Source organism: Burkholderia sp. Ac-20365 (assembly GCF_017104715.1).
Lineage (GTDB): Bacteria > Pseudomonadota > Gammaproteobacteria > Burkholderiales > Burkholderiaceae > Paraburkholderia.
On the sequence record NZ_JAAGPI010000013.1, the window covers coordinates 122471 to 140100 of the forward strand.

Consider the following 17630-nt stretch of genomic DNA (forward strand, 5'->3'; position numbering starts at 1 on the left):
CAAGGCTGACTCAAACTTTGCACTCCCGCGTCGGTACCCGATCTCTAAACAGGGCCGAAACGGATGGGCGGTCGTAGCTGTCCCGCAAGGCGAGGTATCGAGTGAATCGGCCCATCTTCATCGTTTCAATTCGAAGATGCTGTCGATCTCAACCGGGATACCCATCGGCAACGTATGCACGCCAAGCGCACTTCGAGCCGGAAGCTTGTCTTGCCCGAACAATGTCAGCAAGAGGTCACTGGCGCCATTGGCGACTTGCGGATGCTGGGTGAACGACTGTTCAGCACGCACGTAGACTGTCAGTCGGCTGCATCTCTCGACGTTGTCGAGCCCGCATGCCTGATCAACGCAGGCCAGGATCATGAGCATCGTCAGGCGCGCTGCGTGCTGAGCCCTTTCCAGAGACACATCGCCGCCGACTGTTCCGACGATTGGCTTGCCGTCCTCGAAGGGCCCGAGACCCGAGACATAGAGTTGACTCCCCGAAATGGAGACCGTTCGATAAGAACCGAGCGGGTCGATGGGCGGCGGCAATTTGAGGCCCGCTTGTGCAAGGCGTTCGGATACGTTCATGTTCGGCTCAGACTGATGTGATGGAAACAATAGAGTAACTTGGTCAATTCTGTCCGGCGCAATGGGTCCGAAAGTCCACTGTAAAGTACGCTAATCGGTAGTTCAGGGTCGACTGGTGCACGACGCACTGATCGATGGTCGACCACGTTTTCCGTTTTACGTTAGCGTGGATTGGCGAATGGGGGACATTCGGCATCTGAGCGGTATTCGTTGACAATCCGGACCGTACGTTCGGATGCTGGCTATTCTCTACACGAACCGCGACCGCACGCTGACCATGATAAGTCTGTCGAAATCTTGCATCGCAGAGCCCTCCAATGTCCACCGGTTGGTGATCGTCGAGGGGATCATGGGATCGGGCAAGTCAACGACTATGCGATTCATTTCGAAGCACTTGCACGAGGCAGGGAGACCGGCGCTGCCTGTTCACGAAAGGACCGACCCGCATCCAGTGCGTGCGACGGACGAACTCGAACACTGGTTTGAGCCGTGGAAGGATACGACGCCCGAGGATCTCGCAGACCGCGCCTTGGCAAGATGGACCGCGTTCGCCAGGCACACGGAATCAAAGGGTGAAATTCCTGTTCTGGACGGCCAACTCTTTCACGGAGACCTGACGAATCTGCTCCTGATGGAGGCCGATGTCACGCTGATTGCGGACTACATCCGGAAGCTGATGGCAGTCATCGCCTCGCTGAATCCGTTCGTGATCTACCTTTGGCAGGAAGATGTCGAAGCGGCCGTCAGAAAGGTTTGCACAGATCGCGGAGCCGAGTGGATCGACTATCAGGTCAACTGGAAGCTTGCTGCTCCATACTGCCTTCGGAAAGGTTTCGTGGGCCTTGACGGGCTGATTTCCCTTTACCGCGATTACCGCCGACTGACCGACGGGCTGTTTCAGGAACTGCCTTTATCCAAGCTCGCAATTGAGAATTCCGGGCAAGACTGGCGGACCTATGAAAAGCGAATTTTGCACGAATTGGAGTTACCGGCGGAGTGAGGACTCGGGCATAGATGGCCAGCTATCGGCCAGGAACGGTTAGTCGACGTCGCTACCTGGATCGTCAGCAGTGCGGGCATGAACGGAGTTTTGACAATCACGTCACGATCGTCGACGAGTTTCATGCATGTCACTCGAACTGAACAGCCGGGTCGCCTCTGGAAGTTGAGTGTCGAGCGAGGCGCCGCCAACCTCCAGCTATGCTCCCGACGTCAAGGCTGAATACTGTCTAATGACTTACTGAAGACGTCCACCTGCGCCATCATGCCCTCGTCGAGCCCGCTGATTGCGTGAGGAAGATCAGCCACGATGTCGTCCATAAAGTGGTAGGTGTACGGATCTATAGTCTTCATCCAATAGACGTGCTGCCGGAGAAGCACTTCGTGCGTATCGCCAGAAAACATATCAACTTCGCCGACGATCAAACGCGTATAGGCGCTCATCGGGCCGCCAGAGCTATATGCCGGCGACACGCGTATCAAGAGCACCGCGTCGCTCCCCGGGTAGACCGGGCCGCTTGCGTGCCACCGGTTATGTTCATCACGCGAAAAGGTGGGGAGGGAGGGTGTGGAGGCGTCGACTTCATTGACAACATAGCCGTGGGTACGCAGCGAGGCTTCAATGCCGTCGGTGAATCGGCGGTTCAGTTTTGTGTCACCTAATTTTGCCGTGACAACATCGTCAAACGCGAGTCGATTCTGTTTGGCGGTGCTGGCATTTGCGAGGCCGGTTACAGTTCCCGTGAGCGCCGCACCGATCAGTCCGCCGCCAGTCATTAGAAGCGGCATTTGAGCGCGCCCGCCGCTATATACCGTCTTCCCGGGATACACGACCGTTACCGTGCGAACTGTACGAAGCTTTCCTGCATCAACCTCAGCGCGCGGTTCTGCCGCGCAACCTGCGAGGACGCTGAGCGCCACGATCGCACCAAGGCTCAAGAGTTTCGATTTAACTTGCATCAATCATCCCGTTCAACCGCGTTACCGATTATTCGTCTGCCCGTGTTTTATCGGAACGTTCGCGAAAAACTTAAGATCGCCGCTACAAAAGAACGGTTCACGACATCCGTTAGAACTTCGATTTAGATTGACCATGAGAGCGCGATGGATCGCCGTCAGACCCAGTGCGGCTAGAAGCGGTCACTCGACGTGGACCTCTGAACCGTTGACAATCCCTATCATTGACATTTACGACAGGCACACCCGGAAGAGCACGATGATTCCCGGTTTGTCGAGCGCGATAAAAAAGGACCAGAATTGAGGCTGCGGACCCTATTTGCCACAACGGCATCGATCGCTTGCTGCGGATGCTTGCATTCACCACCGAGCTATCCGGGCGCAGGTGGCAAGAACCTTGAACCTGCGTATTACGCATCAAGTTCATGTCCAGATCTCAGCGGAAAATATGAGGGACGTGGATCGCTGGTGGACGGGGATCCCGCTGCCAGGCAGGCACAGCAGAGCTTGCGTATCGATTATGCCTTTCCTTTCAGGGATGATCTGGAGGCGGGCGAAATGCAGGCGGCAGAAAAGGGTAGATCTCCGCAGTCCGGATCCATCGCCTGGAACAATCGAAGGGCGACTGTGACGCTTGCCTTTGCTACCGGACAGCCTGTCGAGTTCACCTCCTCTATGGAGGACAAAGATCGATTCGTGTGCACGGGTCGAAACGGAAGAATTGTATGGGGTGGCGCCAGTGGAACGGGGCGTTCGGAGTTTGGCCCGAACAGTACAGACTCATCGGCTGCGCTTTACCTCGACGAGCATGGCGACCTGATGGTTGAGGACCATATGCAAGTTCACATGAGTATGCTGTTTGGCGCAATCCCGACGGGAACGGCAAAGCATTACTCGATCTATAGATTTAAACGCATATCGGACTGACCGGCGCAATTTGCGGCTACTATTCCAACTGCTTGTAAGATGGAAACGCCGAGAATTTCTTGTATTCATTTGTCTCGCGAAATGTCTGCTCTGGAGCAGATCGAAAGTCCGCGTCGGGTCGAGAGTGCGCATCCCCTAGTAGTGAACGCGACATTAGGGATGCCGAGATCCGAATGGCAGCAAAGGGACCTGACACTACCTCACGAACGGCGACACCTGAATATCGACAGTAGCCGAGAACGCACCACAGATCTCACCAGGCGACACACATCGCCACCCAAATCACTCAAATTCAGCGCAAACCTCTAACCTCGCCCGGCGTAACGCTTCCAGCAAATCGATTACCGAAATGTGTTCTCGTATAGTTCACAACAGCGGCGACCTGCTCATCACTCATCTCGTCTGCAAACGACGGCATCCCCCGTCGCCCATGCAGTACATTGACGATGACATAGGGCGCGGCTTCGACTGCCGGATTGTCAGCGAGCGCCGGATAGTGCCCCGCACCCTGTGCACCTTTTCCATCCGGCATATGACATCCCGCGCAGCTAGCGTTGTATAGCGCTTCGCCGCTAGTTTCGGTAAAGCGATAGCCCGGCGAAATCATAAACGTGCGTGATACGTCTTGCGCTACGGCCCGAGCCGACATCACCACGGCTCCCACCAGCAAGCCCATCAACACCACCGCGCTACGGATCAGCTTCAGCCTATCCATTAACGATTCTCCGATGCAACCGGCTGATCGCATCCAGCGACGACAGCACGGCGCCTTCCTGCCATGCCGGGATATGGGATGCGTGTTCTCCGGCAAGCACGATCCGTCCGTCGATCTGACAGAGATTCGCGTAATGCGCCTTTCTCAACTCATCTGTCCATGCGGCGAAGCAGCCATTCGTGAACGGTGATCGGCTCCAGTTCATCGCAAAACCGTTCTGGTACTCGCGCGCGTACTGCGGGTGAATCTGGCTACCCTGACTCAACGCCACCGCGATACGTTCGCGAGGGGACAACGCACCGATCTCATAGCTGGCGGGTCCCCACATGTAGGCGCCGAGCAGCACCGCAGGCCCGGTCGATCCGTAACCTGTTGCCGGATAGCCGATCGTCGAAATCGGCAGGTCGGTATGCGTGATCCCGCCGTAAATCTGCTCGTCTTCTTCCCAGAACCGCCGGCCGAATTGCAGCCCGATTTTCACCGATGTCTCGTAAGGCACCGCATCGATTGCGGCGCGCATGGACGGGCCGACCGCAATGTCGATCTGACTCAGAATCGAAAGTGGAATGGTGCACACCAGCCAATCCGCGTGTGCGCTCCGTTCGGTCCGGGTAGTCGTATCGGTATAACGCACTGTGACGCCGCGCGCGTCCTGCATGATTGCCGTGACTCTGGCGTTGAACACGACGGCGCTAGCGACCTGCGCATGAAGCGCATGGGCAATCCTGTCCATGCCGCCGACGGGCTGGAAAATGCTGCTCTGATAGTCCTGCTGGTTTCCAGTCGAAAGCCATTGCCATAGACTCGATGCAAGCAGCGGGTCGCGCGGGATCAGATCCGACGGCACGGCTGCCGGCATCAGACCGCCGCCATGTGCGATCGCGTAGCCGCGCCTGTCACTGCTTCGCCGCCCTGCCTGATAGGCTCCATCCCGGTCGAGCGCGCCCCATCGGCGCAGGGATTCGAGTAGCCGATGCGCATCTTCGACTGACAGCGCATCATCGAGTGCGTCCTTGCGGATTGCCTTGGAAAGTAGCTCGGCGATATAGCCTTGATAGTCGGTCTGCACCGCGCGGAATCGCTGCGGCTTGCCACCAAAAGCTTCTGTCGAATGCAGGTACGCGTTGTAATTGACCTGGATGAACGGCTCGAGCGGCACCTTCAGACGCTTTGCATAGTCGAGTACGCCCTGATGGTGATACGGAATGCGCCACGGCCCTGGATTCAGATAAAGCCCGTTAGCGAAATCGCAATACTGTGTGGCGCCGCCGAGTTCTGTATATCGATCACCGCCTCTGACAGTCCAGGACCGCCCGCCTGCGCGATTGTTGTACTCCAGCACCTGCACCTGGTAGCCCGCGCTTTTCAACTCAAAAGCGGCCACAAGGCCGGCCATGCCCGCGCCGAGCACGAGAATCCGCGTTCCTTTCGGCGCGCCTTCGAGCCGGACCGGTCCGGCGTAGGTCGAGGGAGCGGCGAATCCAAGCGTGCCCATGCCTTGCATCATGGCGGCCGCGCCGAGGTTCTTGCCGATCAGCGTCAACAGGTGACGGCGGCTCATCGCATTTGCGGTCATTCTCGGCCTAAGGACGTGGTGTCACGTCTGGAGAGAAACGATGGCGGATGAAATCAGATGGCATTCAGGATTGCAGGCGCCCTGGCCATCTGGAGTTGCATGCTACGGGGTTGCGTGTGCGCACACTGCAACGGGCCCGTTCATTTTATGCGATCGCCTGCCGGGTGTCGTGAATTGGACCGTTACTGGGGACAGAGATTCGAAGCCTGGGGGCAGCCGCGCCGGGACTATGCCCGGATGTGTTCGCAGTTCGATGAAGAGCGGCGATTGAGGGAATGCTCATTGCGATTTCAGCCGCTGGGACGAAGGTTAGAACTTCGTCTGGGTCTCTGGCGAGCAGGTATGTGCTGTTGCTTGAATATGTTCTGGTGCCCAGGGCGGGACTCGAACCCGCACGCCTTTCAGCGCTACCCCCTCAAGATAGTGCGTCTACCAATTCCGCCACCTGGGCAAGGGGACGCAATTGTAGCGACTAATTCTTCGTTTTTGAAGTGGCGAGCAACAGAAGTTTTGTCTGGCAGGTTCAACGAACGGAGAACCATTCGTTGAACCTGCGTCGCGATAGGGCAATTTCCCTCTGCGTGCGTTATCTCGCCCGCTTCGCGCGAGGTTTTCCCGCCGCATCGCCTTGCACGTCGCCGTCGTCCTGCGGGTCTTCGCTTTCCATCTGCCGCTTGTCGGATTGCTCGATGGTCGGCTCGACGGATATGTCGTCCGTGCCCTCGGCTTCGACTTGCCGGCGTGCTATTTCCCAATACTCGTCGGCATGCTTCTTCGGATCCGGGTCACGCTCCCAAAGTTGGTACGCGCGTTCGCGAATCCGTTCGTCGGTATTGCTTTCACCGCCCAGTTCAGCCATGTCGTTCTCCTTGGATCAGTAGCGCATTCGCATTGAGCATTCGCGATGCCTGATCCCGGAGACTCACACGCTACTTCATCCGATGCTCTCGACTGGTGCGTCCGCATGTTCAGCACGCGCCGTGTTGTCGCGCGGACCGGGAATGCCGAAATGCCGCGCCAGCGTATCGACGACGTTTTCCGCCATGCTGCGCCGCGTCTCGCTCGTCGCTGAGCCGATATGCGGCGTCAGCACGACGCGGCGATCGCGGATCAGCGCATCGGGAACAACTGGTTCGCGCTCGAACACATCGAGTGCCGCGCCTGCAATTCCGGCTTGAGCGAGCGTGGCAATCAGCGCCGCTTCATCCACTACCGGACCGCGCGAAATATTCACCAGGTACCCATCCCGTCCAAGCGCATCGAGCACGGCCGCATTGACGAGATGATATGTCGACGGAGAAAGCGGGCAGGTCAGAATCAGCATGTCGCAATCGCGCGCGAGGCGGACGATGTCGTCGTAGTACGGCATATCGACGGGCTTCCGGTTCGGGCCGAAATACGCGAGATCCGAGCCGAACGCCTGCAGACGCTGGGCGATGGCCGCCCCGATCGTACCGAGTCCGACGATGCCGACCTTCATGCGCGAGATCGAACGTCCGAGCGGATATTGCCCATGCTCGGGCCAGGCACCGGCGCGCACGAATGCATCCGCGTTGATGAAGTCGCGTGTCACGGCAAGCGCGAGGCCGACAGCCGCGTTCGCGACATCTTCGGCGAGGATGTGCGACGTGTTTTCGATCGCGATGCCGCGCGCTTTGGCTGCGTGCACGTCGAGATTGTCGAGGCCCGCGCTGTAGCTCGAAATGATTTCGAGCGCAGGCACGGCATCGAGAAACGCGGCGTCGATCTTCGTCTTGCGCAACGCGATGCCGCGCACCTCGTGACCATGCTTCGCGAGAAACGCGGAAGCGGCTTCAGGATCTTTCGGCAGATCGAGCACGTTGAAAAGTGCCTTCAATTCCGCGTTGGTCCACTCGGGCAATTCAGCCGCGTTGAGTATGGTCGGTTTCGCCGTATCCGGTTGTTGCATAGCTTGTTTTCCGTTATGTCCCAGACGTGCTCATCTGCACGCGCTTGATGTTACCCATGAACAGCAGATACACGACAGCGGCGACAAGGCAGTGTGCCGCGACGAAGTAGAGTCCCACCGTATAGCCACCCGTGGCCTGCACGATATAGCCGAACACGATCGGCGTAACGATACCGCCGATATTGCCCACGCAATTGAAGATCGCGCCTGCCAGTCCGACTGCTTCGCGCGGCGCCGTATCGCTGACGATAGCCCAGGTGCCCGCGCCCGCCGCTGCGCCTTTGCCGAAGAAGGCGAGCGTCATCAGCAGCACGATGAAGAGGTTGTTCTCCGTGAAGGCCGACAGCACGAGGCAGCAACCCACCAGCATGCCGACGATATACGGCGTCTTGCGCGCCCACGACACACTCCAGCCGTGACGGATCAGCATGTCGGAAATAGCGCCGCCCGCAATGCCGCCGAGAAAGCCGGAGATGGCAGGAATCATCGTCGCGAAGCCGGCTTCCATCACGTTCATGCCACGCGCCTGAACAAGGTAGATCGGGAACCACGTGATGAAGAAGTAGCTCAGCGCGATGGTGCAATACTGGCCGATATACGAGCACCACAGCATCCGGTTGCCGAGCAGCGTGCGCGCCAGCGCCCACGATGCAGCCGGGCGCGTCTGCAATTCGTGCTTCGAGTCGATGTCGATCATCGCGCCACCCGCAACGATATGATCGAGTTCACCCGACGAGACACGCGGATGCTTGCGCGGCTCGTGCATCACGGCGGCCCACAGGAATGCCGCAGCGATGCCGATCAATCCGAGCGCGAAGAACGGCGCGGGCCAGCCGAATTTCACGGTGAGCCATCCCGCAAGAGGCGAGAAGATTGCGACCGCGAAATAGGACGCCGATGCGAACAGCGATGTCGCGAGCCCACGCTCTTCTTTCGGGAACCACATCACCGCGACGCGGCCGTTCGCGGGAAAGCTTGGCGCTTCAATCAGTCCGAGCGCAAAGCGCAGCGCGAACAGCAGCGAAAGCGCAACGGAAAGATCCGACGTGATATTGCCGATAAAGCCGACCGCCATGGTTGCAATCGACCATAAGACAAGCGTCGCGCCGTACATCTTCTTGGTGCCGAAGCGGTCGAGCAACAGGCCGCCTGGAATCTGGCCGACCACATAGGCCCAGCTGAACGCCGAGAGCACGTAACCCAGCTGCACGTGATTCAGGCCGAATTCCTTCGAAATGCCCGGCCCGGCAATCGACAGGATCGCGCGGTCCGCATACGCGACTGTCGCGAGCAGCAGGATTGTCGCAAGGATCGAGTAGCGCGTGCGCGTCATGCGTTCCGACGCGGTCGATATATACTGGGTCGTTCGGTTTGATGCCATCGATATCTCCTCCTTGGTGCCGCTGAACGGATCACAGGAATGGGGAAACGCTAACTGCTTACAGCGTACGCAAACGCGTGCCGATGCATGCCGTGCGGTTCCTTCTGGTGTGTTTATGTTTTGCATTAAACCGGCGGCACTAATGACCGTCAACCTTGATTGAGTCAATCAACGTGAAGAACTGGATGACACAGGAGGAGGCATGCGCGTCGCTCGGCGTGCGCAAGCAGACGCTCTACGCCTATGTCAGCCGCGGCCAGATCGAGGTGCGCTGGGATCCGGAGCACACCAGCCGCAAGCTCTATCGCGCGTCGGATATCTCGGCGCTGATGAAAAAGCGCGACCTCGGCCGGGCGCGCAAGAACATTGCGGCGAGCACGATGGCGTGGGGCGAGCCGATCATCAACACGCATATCTCGACGATCGTTCGCGGGCGGCTCTACTACCGTGGCCAGGACGCGATCCAACTCGCCGCGAGCGCGACGCTGGAAGAAGTTGCCCAGTTGCTATGGGATTCGGCTTCGTTGCCGCGTTTTCCCTCATTCGCGCCGATGGAGATCGATGGTTCTGCGAGGGCGCGCGTTTATGCCGCGATGAGCGTTGCCGCGGCCGATGGCAGTTCGAATGACGCGTTAGACGTCGAGCGTATGCATGAAGAATCAGCCGCGCTGGTCGGCCGTCTGGCAAGTGCGTTCGTCGCACTCGATCGCGATGAGGAGGCGCCGCTGCATCTGCGTATCGCGCGCGCATGGCAAGCCGAGCGGCACGCCGGTCTGATCCGCCTGACGCTCGCACTGCTCGCCGATCAGGAACTGACCAGCTCGTCCTTTGCTGCACGCGTCGCGGCATCGACGGGCGCGTCGCTGGGCGCATGCATGCTGGCGGGGCTCGCTTCGTTTTCGGGGCCGCTGCATGGCGATGCGATCGCGCGCGTGTATGCGCTGATCGACGAAGCGGGTCGTTCAGGCGTGGAGGAAACCGTTCGACGCCGCCTGGCCGACAGCAAGTCGCTGGCCGGTTTCGGGCATGAGCTTTATCCGCAAGGCGATCCACGCGCGGCGTGTCTGCTGTCGACCTTGAAGGCGTCGCAGACGACGCGCGAACTGATTGTTTGCGTCGACAGATTGACGGGCAGGCCGCCCACTATCGACGTAGCGCTTGCGGCCCTCGTCGAGCATTGCGGATTGCAGCGGGACGCGGCCTTTGCCTTGTTCGGTATCGCAAGAAGCGTGGGCTGGGCCGCACATTCGATCGAACAGATGACGAGCGGAAGCCTGTTGCGTCCTCGCGCGCATTACATCGGGCCCGCCGTCGCAGATGGAGGCGAGCCCGAAGCGTGACGATCGTCTCCGCGCCTTCGTTACCAGCGCAACAGCTTCGGCCCGAGCCACGCGCCGATGCCCGCGGGCAGCAACATCCCGATTGCGTACCACACGCTCCAGAACGCCGGGCTCATCTCGGGACAATGCAGGCAGTACACGACCGTTGCCGTCGAACTCGCGAGCAGACCGGCGACGGCGCCCGCCAGCCTCAGTTGCGTTGGCGCGAGCGCCTTGACGGCCCAGAATACGGCGGGAAACGTCGGCACCGATAGCAGCATGATGTTGAACGGGCAGGTGCGCCACGTGTGGCCGAGCACGATAGGCAAGCGCGTGCCGGGCGCCGCGCTGTCGAGCACCATCATGCTCGCGATCCACACGGCAACGAACGGCAACGCGATGATCGCCCATGAATAGCCCGCCCGCGCACCGGGCCGGCCAAGCCGCATCACCGCCAGCATTGCGCCCACCGCGATGGCGAGCGGATACGCGAGCTTCGCCCAGAAAATCGTCGTGCGCATGACGTCGCCGAGATCGTGCCGAATGCCGAACACGAAGGTCATGAGGACCAGCGAGCCCAGCGCGCCGAGCAGCAGCGCCTTGATGAAACGGCGCGCGATGGCGCCGCGGTCGACGCGCGTCACCTGGTTGGACAGGAGGCCAATGAGATCGTCGGTCTTCATCGCTGCCCCCTGATGAGTGCGGACAGCGCCTTGAGTCCGCGATGCACGCCAACCTTGACGGCCGATTCCGACAGTCCCGTGAGCCGGGCCGTTTCCGTCACCGACAGCCCTTCGAGCTTCATATGCACGATGGGCAGCCGCTGCTTGTCGGGCAGATGTTCGAGCAGCTTGCCGATGTCCTGACGCGCCTGGGCGGGTTCGTCGTCGGTATCGGCGAGCAGTTCGGCGTAGTCGTCGAGCGGGTCGTTCAGGGATTCGCGGCGGGCGCGCGAGCGGAAGAAGTCCATCAGCTTGTAGCGGGCGATCGCGTGGAGCCACGCGGTCAGCGGTTCGTCCGGACGATAGGTGTGACGCGCATTATGCACTGCGAGCAGGATCTCCTGGACGAGGTCTTCGACGTCATCGCGATAGTGCGGGATGCGCTTGCGCAAAAAGCCGCGCAGGTGCCGCGTCAGTGCTTGCAGAAAGCTGCGATAGGCGTCGGCATCGCCGTCGAGTCCGCGCACGAACAATGCTTTCAGGCGGCTTTCCGCTTCTTGCAATATGCCTCCTCGATTGGCGGGACGGGGCGATGATGACGCGTGTGCGTGGCCTGATGCCGCTGCCGCGAGCTTCAGGTCGATTGTTTCAGCGTAGCCGAAATTGTGATGCGGCACTATAACGCGGTCGTCGGTCATCGGTGTCGTCCGCCTCCTTTAAGGGTAGTTCGGTGTGGTGCCTCCGGCGGTTACAGTAGATGTGGTTTTTTTCGCTGGTATCCGCGATGTGTTGTCGGGTTTTGGGTGGTTTGGGTCGCGGCGCTGGGTGGTGTGGTTTTTGTTTTCGCTGGCATCCGCGATTTGTCTTGCCTGCTTCAAGCGTCGCCCCTGTGCGGGGCGGCACCTACTTTTCTTTGCCGCGGCAAAGAAAAGTAGGCAAAAGAAAGCCGCTGAACACCGCCAGTTCTTGTTTCCGCCCACGGGCCCCCAACAGCCCCATCCTGTCTGCGACATCTCTCTTCTCGATGCCCGCTGCCCACGCTTCGAATTGGCTCATCACCCGCTTCACGCTCCCGCGTCGCCCCATACGCGATCGCATCCCCCACGTTCTATAGCGGCAAACTGTGTGTAGGCTGTCGCGGCGCATGCGCACCACTCTGGACCGAAAAGCAAGGTCGCGGCAGGAAAGCGGGATCGGTGTCGTAAGAGCGCTGAGGTGTGGAGTATTACGACCTACACACAGTTTGCCACCTGGGCGGCCGTGGCCTTTCGCTGCCGCTGGATGCGCTACGGGTGATTGAAGTGGGTGAGGCGCCCGTTCGGAGCGCTGGCAATGGGCATTGAGTCACAGGACGCCGTGTGAAGCGGAGGAACTGTTGGGGGCCCTCAGGCGGAGGTCAAGAACGGGCGGTGTTAGCCCGCTTTCTTTGCTTACTTTCTTTGCGGCGGCAAAGAAAGTAAGTGCCGCCCCGCACAGGGGCGACGCTTGAAGCAGGCAAGACAAAACGCGGATGCCAGCGCCGAAGCAAAACCAAAAACCAAAACCCAAAATCATTTCCCGGGCAACGCATACGCAATCACATAATCCCCGAGCTTCGTCCCAAACGACCCATGCCCGCCTGCGGCAATCACCACAAACTGCTTGCCATTCGCCTCATAGGTCATCGGCGTAGCCTGCCCACCCGCAGGCAACCGCGCGCGCCACAGCTCTTCGCCCGTATCGGTGCTGAAAGCCCGCAGATAATTATCGGCCGTCGCACCGATGAAGAACACATGGCCTGCCGTCGTCATCGGCCCGCCGAGCATCGGCATGCCCATCTTGAACGGCAAGGGCACCGGCGCACTATCGCGAACCGTGCCGATGCGCTTTTTCCACACCACCTGGTTCGTCTTCAGATCGAGCGCCGCAACGTAGCCCCATGCGGGTTCCTTGCATGGCAAACCAATCGGCGACAAAAAAGGATTGAGCTCTACGCCGAACGGCACGCCGTATTGAGGCTGGATACCGGATTCCGTGCCGGGGCCGCCCTGGCTGTTTTCAGGCGGCTGGATGGGGTTGTTCGGCCCACGCGCGACCAGCTTCGACACGAACGGCAGCGCGATAGGGTTTGCGATTGCGAGTTGCCGGTCGGTATCGACGGCGAGCCCGCCCCATTCGAACATGCCGAGATTGCCCGGAAAGACCAGCGTGCCCTGTTCCGACGGCGGCGTGAACGGACCTTCGTAGCGTAGCCGGTGAAAGATCACGCGGCACGCGAGCTGGTCGAACATCGTTGCACCCCACATATCCGCGCCCGTCAGGTTCTTCGCGGGGCGGAAAGTGAGTTGCGAGTACGGCTGTGTCGGCGAAAGCCGATCGCCTTGCGCCGCGCCCTGCGGCACCGGTTGCTCGGGCGCGGGCACGATCGGCGTACCCGTGCGGCGATCGAGCACGAAGATGTTGCCTGTCTTCGCGGGCGCGTAGATCGCAGGCACGACGTTGCCGCTTCGGTCGGTGATATCGGCGATGGTCGGCTGCGCGGGCAGGTCCATGTCCCACAGATCGTGATGCACGGTCTGGTAGAACCACGCGAGCTTGCCTGTCGATGCATGCAGCGCAAGCAAGCCGCTCGCATAGCGCTCGTACTGTGGCGTGCGATCGCCGCCCCAGATGTCGGGCGTCTTCACGCCCATCGGCAGATAGACGAGGTCGAGCTTCGCATCGTAGGCAGCGGGCGCCCACGAGTTCGGCGAATTGAGTGTGAACGCGTGCTGGTCGTCGGGAATGGCATTCGGCGTGTCCGAGCCCGGATCGAACGCCCACACGAGTTTGCCTGTATCGACGTCGAAGCCGCGTATCACGCCTGATGGCTCGCGCGTCGAATAGTTGTCCGTCACCGCGCCGGCCATGACGATGATCTTGTCGGTGACGATGGGCGGCGACGTTGGCTCGTATTGGCCGGCCGTCTTCACCGGTTGCAGATGTTGCAGATCGAGGTCGCCGTTGTTGGCGAAGCCGGCGCAGCGCTGCCCCGTGGCGGCATCGAGTTCGTACAGATGGCCATCGTTGACGGGAAGGATCACGCGTCGCGCGCAGGCCGGCAATGCGCTTTGTGCTGCAGCATCTTTTGCGGCGGCGGCAGCGGCCGTCTCGTGATACGACACGCCGCGACAGGTCACGTGCTGGAAGCTCGGGTCGGTCTTCAGGCCGGGATCGAAGCGCCATTTTTCCTTGCCCGTTGCAGCATCGAGCGCGAACAGGATCTGATGCGGCGAGCACAGATAAAGCATGTCGCCTGCTTTTAGCGGCGTGACTTCGTCGGTGATTTCAACGGGATCGTTCGGGCCTTTCTTGTCGCCTGTCTGAAAGGTCCACGCAACCTGCAGGTCTTTTGCGTTGTCCTGGTTGATCTGCGTGAGCGGCGAATAGCGCGTTCCCGCTTGCGTGCGGCCGTATGCTGTCCAGTCGCCGGCGGGCGTATCGGATTGTGCAAGCGATGCCGCAGCGTTCTCCGCAACCTTGCCGTTGATCTCCTGCGGATCGTTGAATGCGGCATACGCGAGCGCAACGCCCGTCAGAACGAGGCACACCACGAGCGCAATGGCGCCGCCGCGCCGCGCGGATGAATCGAATAGACGGTAGACGAACGGCAACAGCAGCCAGATGCCGAACAGCACGAGAATATCGGTGCGCGGCGCGAGTGCCCAGAAATCGAAGCCTGCTTCGAAGACGGCCCATATCAGCGTGCCGATCAGCAGCAGCGCGTATAGCGAAAGCGCAAGCCCGTTGCCGCGATGGGTCAGCCACGCAACCGCAAGCAGAACGATCCCGGCGACGATGTAGTAAGGCGAGCCGCCTATCGTCACCAGCCAGATGCCGCCTGCCAGCAGATACAGTCCGGCAAGCAGGGCGAAGATAACGCTGAGCCAGCGTGCGATGCCCGACGTATCCGCTTTGCGCGCTTCGTTCATGCTGTAAGCCTCCTGTTCCGTGCGTTCACGTGCTACGCGTGCGATGTTCAACGCTATCGCTTAGCAACATGCGGACCTGCTCACTATGCGAAGTGGATCGGTGCAGAGGACGATGTGCGTGACTATCGCGCATGGGTCCTGCAGACACCGCCTCATCGTGCACCGTGTCTGGATGCATCGCAAGTGAGAAGTCAGGAAACGAAACTATCTGAAGGCGTGGTACGCGTGCGTGAATACTGGCGTGCAGATGTTCAGGGCGTGCCGGATTCGAGCGTGCGCGTTTCGATGGGCTTGATCACACTTTCGCAAGCAGGCGCACCTGTCTTCAGATGGACGACGAGATCGTAAGTCGTTGAAGGACGCGTGAGCATGAGACAGGTCGACTCGCTATTTGCGACACGCGTTGCATGCCAGATATTCGGACGCATGCAAAGACCCTTGCCAACGGGAATCTCGAATGCACGCAACGAAGCGAGATCGGGCTCACCGTCTTCGAGCGAGGTTGCGACGATATGCACGACGGGCGCGGTCAACGGCACGATCGCCTGCTGCGTCAGACGATGCAATTCGAGCGACGCAATCTCCGGTTTGCGATTGCGATACACCACCCACAGTATTTCCGTTTCTCCATCCGTGCCGGTGTCGAACAGATGCTCACGCCAGAAATCCGATGCTGGACTGACGAACGCGGGCGCGTCGCCGTCCGTGCGCACAGGCTTTCCGAGCAGCCAGCCATACGGTTCGCAGCGATGCGCTTCGAGTGGTTCGACTGGAATGGAGAGAGCGGTCAGCATGTCGGCGTACTTGTATCGATAAATGGATCGGTCAGGCGTGTGTGATGGCGTCGTCCGATGGCGGGAACAACGCGAATTCGGGCCCATGTTTCAGGCTGAAATCGAGCACGACGTTTAGCGCGAGCCGCGTGATCGACTCGGCGAGCAGGCTGTCAGGCGTGCGTCGATAGGCGGCGACGAGCGGCAAGGCCGGCACACGATGCGTGACTTGCAGCAGTTGCAACTGGCCCGCTTCGAGTTCGCGCATCACGAATGCGGGTGGCAGCACGGCGATGCCGAACCCGTCGATAACGAGCCGGATGATCGCCGCCACCGACGAAAGACAGTTGATCTGCACCTGCACGTCGCCACTCGCCGCGAACAGGCCAGCGAGAAACTCATGCGGCGGCGAATGGCGCGCGAAGCTGATGACGGGATACGCGGCCAGTTCAGTTTCAGTCAGCGCCTGCGCGGACAGATTGAGCGCGGGGCTCGCCATCCAGCGCATCGGCAGGCTGCCGAGCGGCACGTTGGTCATATCGGCGCCCGCGACAGTCGTCGTCTGGAATGACACGTCGATGTGTCCATTCGCAAGTTGAGCCGAGAGATTCGCGGACGTATCGCTGGTCAGTTCGATCACGAGGTTCGGATACTCGTCGCGGATACGCTTGAGCAGATCGGGCAACCATGTATGCACTATCGATTCGATCGCGCCAAGCCGCAGCAGGCCCGACACCTTCGAGCGATCGCCGACGCTTGCGAGCATCGCCTGATTCAGCTTCAGCATCTGTTCGGCGAAAGGCAGCGCCTTGGTGCCGTCCTGCGTGAGCGTCGCTTCCTTCGAGCCGCGCTCGAACAGCCGCACGCCGAGTTCCTGTTCGAGCGCGGAAATGCGGCTCGAAATGGCCGCCTGGGTTGCGTGCAGACGTTCGGCTGTCAGCCGGAAGCTGCGCAGCCGCGCAAGCCAGACAAAGGTTTCCAGAAATCGCAGATTCATTCACAACCCTGACGAGGCAAGCACGAATGGCTCAGTGTAGCGCCGCGTCCCGCCGCATGTGACAAGAAAATTTTCAGCCGCGCGACAACTTTAATTTGTTGGACACGCCTTCGGTACGCGCCAAAACTTTGCAGCGAATACCCGCTTGTGAAGGGGCAAACAGATTGTCAAAACAGAGGACGTTGCAATGAAGAAAGTGTCGTGTGAAATCGAAGGCGGGTTGCCAGTTGAAATCAGCGCGAGCCGTCTCGTGATTGCGGGCTGGGCGGGACGCGATGCGGCCGAGGTCGAGCATCATATCCGCGAACTGGAAGCGATCGGCGTGCGCCGGCCGTCGAGCGTGCCGTGTTTCTATGAAGTCGCACCTGCGTTGCTGACGACGTCGGACGGCATCGAAGTGATCGGCGAGCATTCGTCGGGTGAAGTGGAAGTCGTGCTGTTGCAGACGGAAGCGGACGGCTTGCTGGTCGGTATCGGTTCCGATCATACGGACCGCAAGGTCGAAGGCTACGACGTTGCCGTGTCGAAGCAGATGTGCGCGAAACCGCTCGGCAAGACGCTGTGGCGGTACGCGGAAGTGGCCGCGCATTGGGACGCGCTGATCGCGCGCAGCTGGCGCCTCGATGCGAATGGCGAGCGCATCCGCTATCAGGAAGGCACGCTCGCGCGGCTGATGCATCCCGAGCCGCTGATCTGGCGTGCGTTCGGTTCGACGTCGATGATTCCGGAGACGGTGCTGTTCTGCGGCACACAGCCCGTGCTTGGCGCGCTGACGCCCGCGAGCGCGTATGAACTGGAGTTGCATGATCCAGTGCTCGGACGCAGCTTGCGGCATCGCTATAGCGTCGATGCGCTTGCGCATGCGGAGTGA

17 protein-coding genes and 1 tRNA gene are annotated in these 17630 nt (G+C 60.3%); 4 read left to right on the forward strand and 14 right to left on the reverse strand.

Features of this window, described 5'->3' with window-relative positions; genetic code table 11:
* Positions 1-117 precede the first annotated feature (117 nt).
* On the reverse strand, positions 118-573 hold the full coding sequence (locus G3O01_RS23065; protein ID WP_205807935.1) for a RidA family protein: 456 nt from the start codon (positions 571-573) through the stop codon (positions 118-120).
* Positions 574-808: 235 nt separating this feature from the next.
* Between G3O01_RS23065 and G3O01_RS23070 the strand changes: the two genes are divergently transcribed.
* A complete protein-coding gene (locus G3O01_RS23070) occupies positions 809-1573 on the forward strand; it encodes a hypothetical protein (protein ID WP_241024194.1) in 765 nt (254 codons plus the stop codon).
* Between the two features lie 212 nt (positions 1574-1785).
* Here G3O01_RS23070 and G3O01_RS23075 read toward each other — a convergent pair whose 3' ends face one another.
* Positions 1786-2532, reverse strand: coding sequence for a hypothetical protein (locus G3O01_RS23075; RefSeq protein WP_205807938.1), 747 nt, complete (start codon positions 2530-2532; stop codon positions 1786-1788).
* A gap of 465 nt (positions 2533-2997) precedes the next feature.
* Between G3O01_RS23075 and G3O01_RS23080 the strand changes: the two genes are divergently transcribed.
* Positions 2998-3456 (forward strand): hypothetical protein, encoded by a 459-nt coding sequence (locus G3O01_RS23080; RefSeq protein WP_241024195.1) that lies wholly within the window; start codon positions 2998-3000, stop codon positions 3454-3456.
* Positions 3457-3748: 292 nt separating this feature from the next.
* Here the strand turns inward: G3O01_RS23080 and G3O01_RS23085 are convergent, their stop codons facing one another.
* From G3O01_RS23085 to G3O01_RS23110, 6 genes are all read right to left on the reverse strand, one after another.
* Positions 3749-4171 (reverse strand): cytochrome c, encoded by a 423-nt coding sequence (locus G3O01_RS23085; RefSeq protein WP_205807942.1) that lies wholly within the window; start codon positions 4169-4171, stop codon positions 3749-3751.
* A complete protein-coding gene (locus tag G3O01_RS23090; RefSeq protein WP_241024196.1) occupies positions 4164-5732 on the reverse strand; it encodes a flavin monoamine oxidase family protein in 1569 nt (522 codons plus the stop codon). Before G3O01_RS23090 ends, G3O01_RS23085 begins: the two co-directional genes overlap by 8 nt.
* 381 nt (positions 5733-6113) lie before the next feature.
* Positions 6114-6198, reverse strand: a tRNA-Leu gene (locus G3O01_RS23095).
* Between the two features lie 135 nt (positions 6199-6333).
* Positions 6334-6606 carry a DUF2934 domain-containing protein gene (locus G3O01_RS23100; RefSeq protein WP_205807963.1) on the reverse strand — a complete coding sequence of 91 codons (273 nt, stop codon included), beginning with the start codon at positions 6604-6606 and terminating at the stop codon, positions 6334-6336.
* A 75-nt stretch (positions 6607-6681) separates the two neighbouring features.
* Positions 6682-7677 carry a 2-hydroxyacid dehydrogenase gene (locus G3O01_RS23105; RefSeq protein ID WP_205807966.1) on the reverse strand — a complete coding sequence of 332 codons (996 nt, stop codon included), beginning with the start codon at positions 7675-7677 and terminating at the stop codon, positions 6682-6684.
* Between the two features lie 13 nt (positions 7678-7690).
* Positions 7691-9058 carry an MFS transporter gene (locus G3O01_RS23110; protein ID WP_205807968.1) on the reverse strand — a complete coding sequence of 456 codons (1368 nt, stop codon included), beginning with the start codon at positions 9056-9058 and terminating at the stop codon, positions 7691-7693.
* A gap of 185 nt (positions 9059-9243) precedes the next feature.
* On the opposite strand from G3O01_RS23110, the gene G3O01_RS23115 reads away from it, so the two are divergent.
* Positions 9244-10398 (forward strand): citrate synthase family protein, encoded by a 1155-nt coding sequence (locus G3O01_RS23115; RefSeq protein WP_205808214.1) that lies wholly within the window; start codon positions 9244-9246, stop codon positions 10396-10398.
* 20 nt (positions 10399-10418) lie between these two features.
* On the opposite strand, the gene G3O01_RS23120 is transcribed toward G3O01_RS23115, so the two are convergent.
* The 6 genes from G3O01_RS23120 to G3O01_RS23145 all read right to left on the reverse strand — a co-directional run bounded on the left by G3O01_RS23120 (position 10419) and on the right by G3O01_RS23145 (position 16759).
* Complete coding sequence (locus tag G3O01_RS23120; protein WP_205807971.1) at positions 10419-11060, reverse strand: DUF1109 domain-containing protein; 642 nt, start codon at positions 11058-11060, stop codon at positions 10419-10421.
* Positions 11057-11602 (reverse strand): sigma-70 family RNA polymerase sigma factor, encoded by a 546-nt coding sequence (locus tag G3O01_RS23125; protein ID WP_205807974.1) that lies wholly within the window; start codon positions 11600-11602, stop codon positions 11057-11059. Before G3O01_RS23125 ends, G3O01_RS23120 begins: the two co-directional genes overlap by 4 nt.
* 340 nt (positions 11603-11942) lie before the next feature.
* Positions 11943-12095 (reverse strand): hypothetical protein, encoded by a 153-nt coding sequence (locus tag G3O01_RS23130; RefSeq protein ID WP_205807977.1) that lies wholly within the window; start codon positions 12093-12095, stop codon positions 11943-11945.
* Between the two features lie 494 nt (positions 12096-12589).
* Positions 12590-14989 carry a glucose/quinate/shikimate family membrane-bound PQQ-dependent dehydrogenase gene (locus G3O01_RS23135; protein ID WP_205807979.1) on the reverse strand — a complete coding sequence of 800 codons (2400 nt, stop codon included), beginning with the start codon at positions 14987-14989 and terminating at the stop codon, positions 12590-12592.
* Positions 14990-15240: 251 nt separating this feature from the next.
* On the reverse strand, positions 15241-15783 hold the full coding sequence (locus tag G3O01_RS23140) for an ureidoglycolate lyase (RefSeq protein ID WP_205807996.1): 543 nt from the start codon (positions 15781-15783) through the stop codon (positions 15241-15243).
* Between the two features lie 31 nt (positions 15784-15814).
* Complete coding sequence (locus tag G3O01_RS23145; RefSeq protein ID WP_205807999.1) at positions 15815-16759, reverse strand: LysR family transcriptional regulator; 945 nt, start codon at positions 16757-16759, stop codon at positions 15815-15817.
* 187 nt (positions 16760-16946) lie between these two features.
* Between G3O01_RS23145 and G3O01_RS23150 the strand changes: the two genes are divergently transcribed.
* The gene (locus tag G3O01_RS23150) at positions 16947-17630 is read left to right on the forward strand and encodes a DUF2848 domain-containing protein (protein WP_205808002.1); all 684 of its coding nucleotides are present in this window, start codon (positions 16947-16949) and stop codon (positions 17628-17630) included.

Coding starts and splice junctions, on each gene's coding strand:
- G3O01_RS23065 (WP_205807935.1), bottom strand. CDS start 573: ATGAACGTATCCGAACGCCTTGCACAAGCGGGCCTCAAATTGCCGCCG.
- G3O01_RS23070 (WP_241024194.1), top strand. CDS start 809: ATGCTGGCTATTCTCTACACGAACCGCGACCGCACGCTGACCATGATA.
- G3O01_RS23075 (WP_205807938.1), bottom strand. CDS start 2,532: ATGCAAGTTAAATCGAAACTCTTGAGCCTTGGTGCGATCGTGGCGCTC.
- G3O01_RS23085 (WP_205807942.1), bottom strand. CDS start 4,171: ATGGATAGGCTGAAGCTGATCCGTAGCGCGGTGGTGTTGATGGGCTTG.
- G3O01_RS23090 (WP_241024196.1), bottom strand. CDS start 5,732: ATGAGCCGCCGTCACCTGTTGACGCTGATCGGCAAGAACCTCGGCGCG.
- G3O01_RS23100 (WP_205807963.1), bottom strand. CDS start 6,606: ATGGCTGAACTGGGCGGTGAAAGCAATACCGACGAACGGATTCGCGAA.
- G3O01_RS23105 (WP_205807966.1), bottom strand. CDS start 7,677: ATGCAACAACCGGATACGGCGAAACCGACCATACTCAACGCGGCTGAA.
- G3O01_RS23110 (WP_205807968.1), bottom strand. CDS start 9,058: ATGGCATCAAACCGAACGACCCAGTATATATCGACCGCGTCGGAACGC.
- G3O01_RS23115 (WP_205808214.1), top strand. CDS start 9,244: ATGACACAGGAGGAGGCATGCGCGTCGCTCGGCGTGCGCAAGCAGACG.
- G3O01_RS23120 (WP_205807971.1), bottom strand. CDS start 11,060: ATGAAGACCGACGATCTCATTGGCCTCCTGTCCAACCAGGTGACGCGC.
- G3O01_RS23130 (WP_205807977.1), bottom strand. CDS start 12,095: ATGAGCCAATTCGAAGCGTGGGCAGCGGGCATCGAGAAGAGAGATGTC.
- G3O01_RS23135 (WP_205807979.1), bottom strand. CDS start 14,989: ATGAACGAAGCGCGCAAAGCGGATACGTCGGGCATCGCACGCTGGCTC.
- G3O01_RS23140 (WP_205807996.1), bottom strand. CDS start 15,783: ATGCTGACCGCTCTCTCCATTCCAGTCGAACCACTCGAAGCGCATCGC.
- G3O01_RS23145 (WP_205807999.1), bottom strand. CDS start 16,759: ATGAATCTGCGATTTCTGGAAACCTTTGTCTGGCTTGCGCGGCTGCGC.
- G3O01_RS23150 (WP_205808002.1), top strand. CDS start 16,947: ATGAAGAAAGTGTCGTGTGAAATCGAAGGCGGGTTGCCAGTTGAAATC.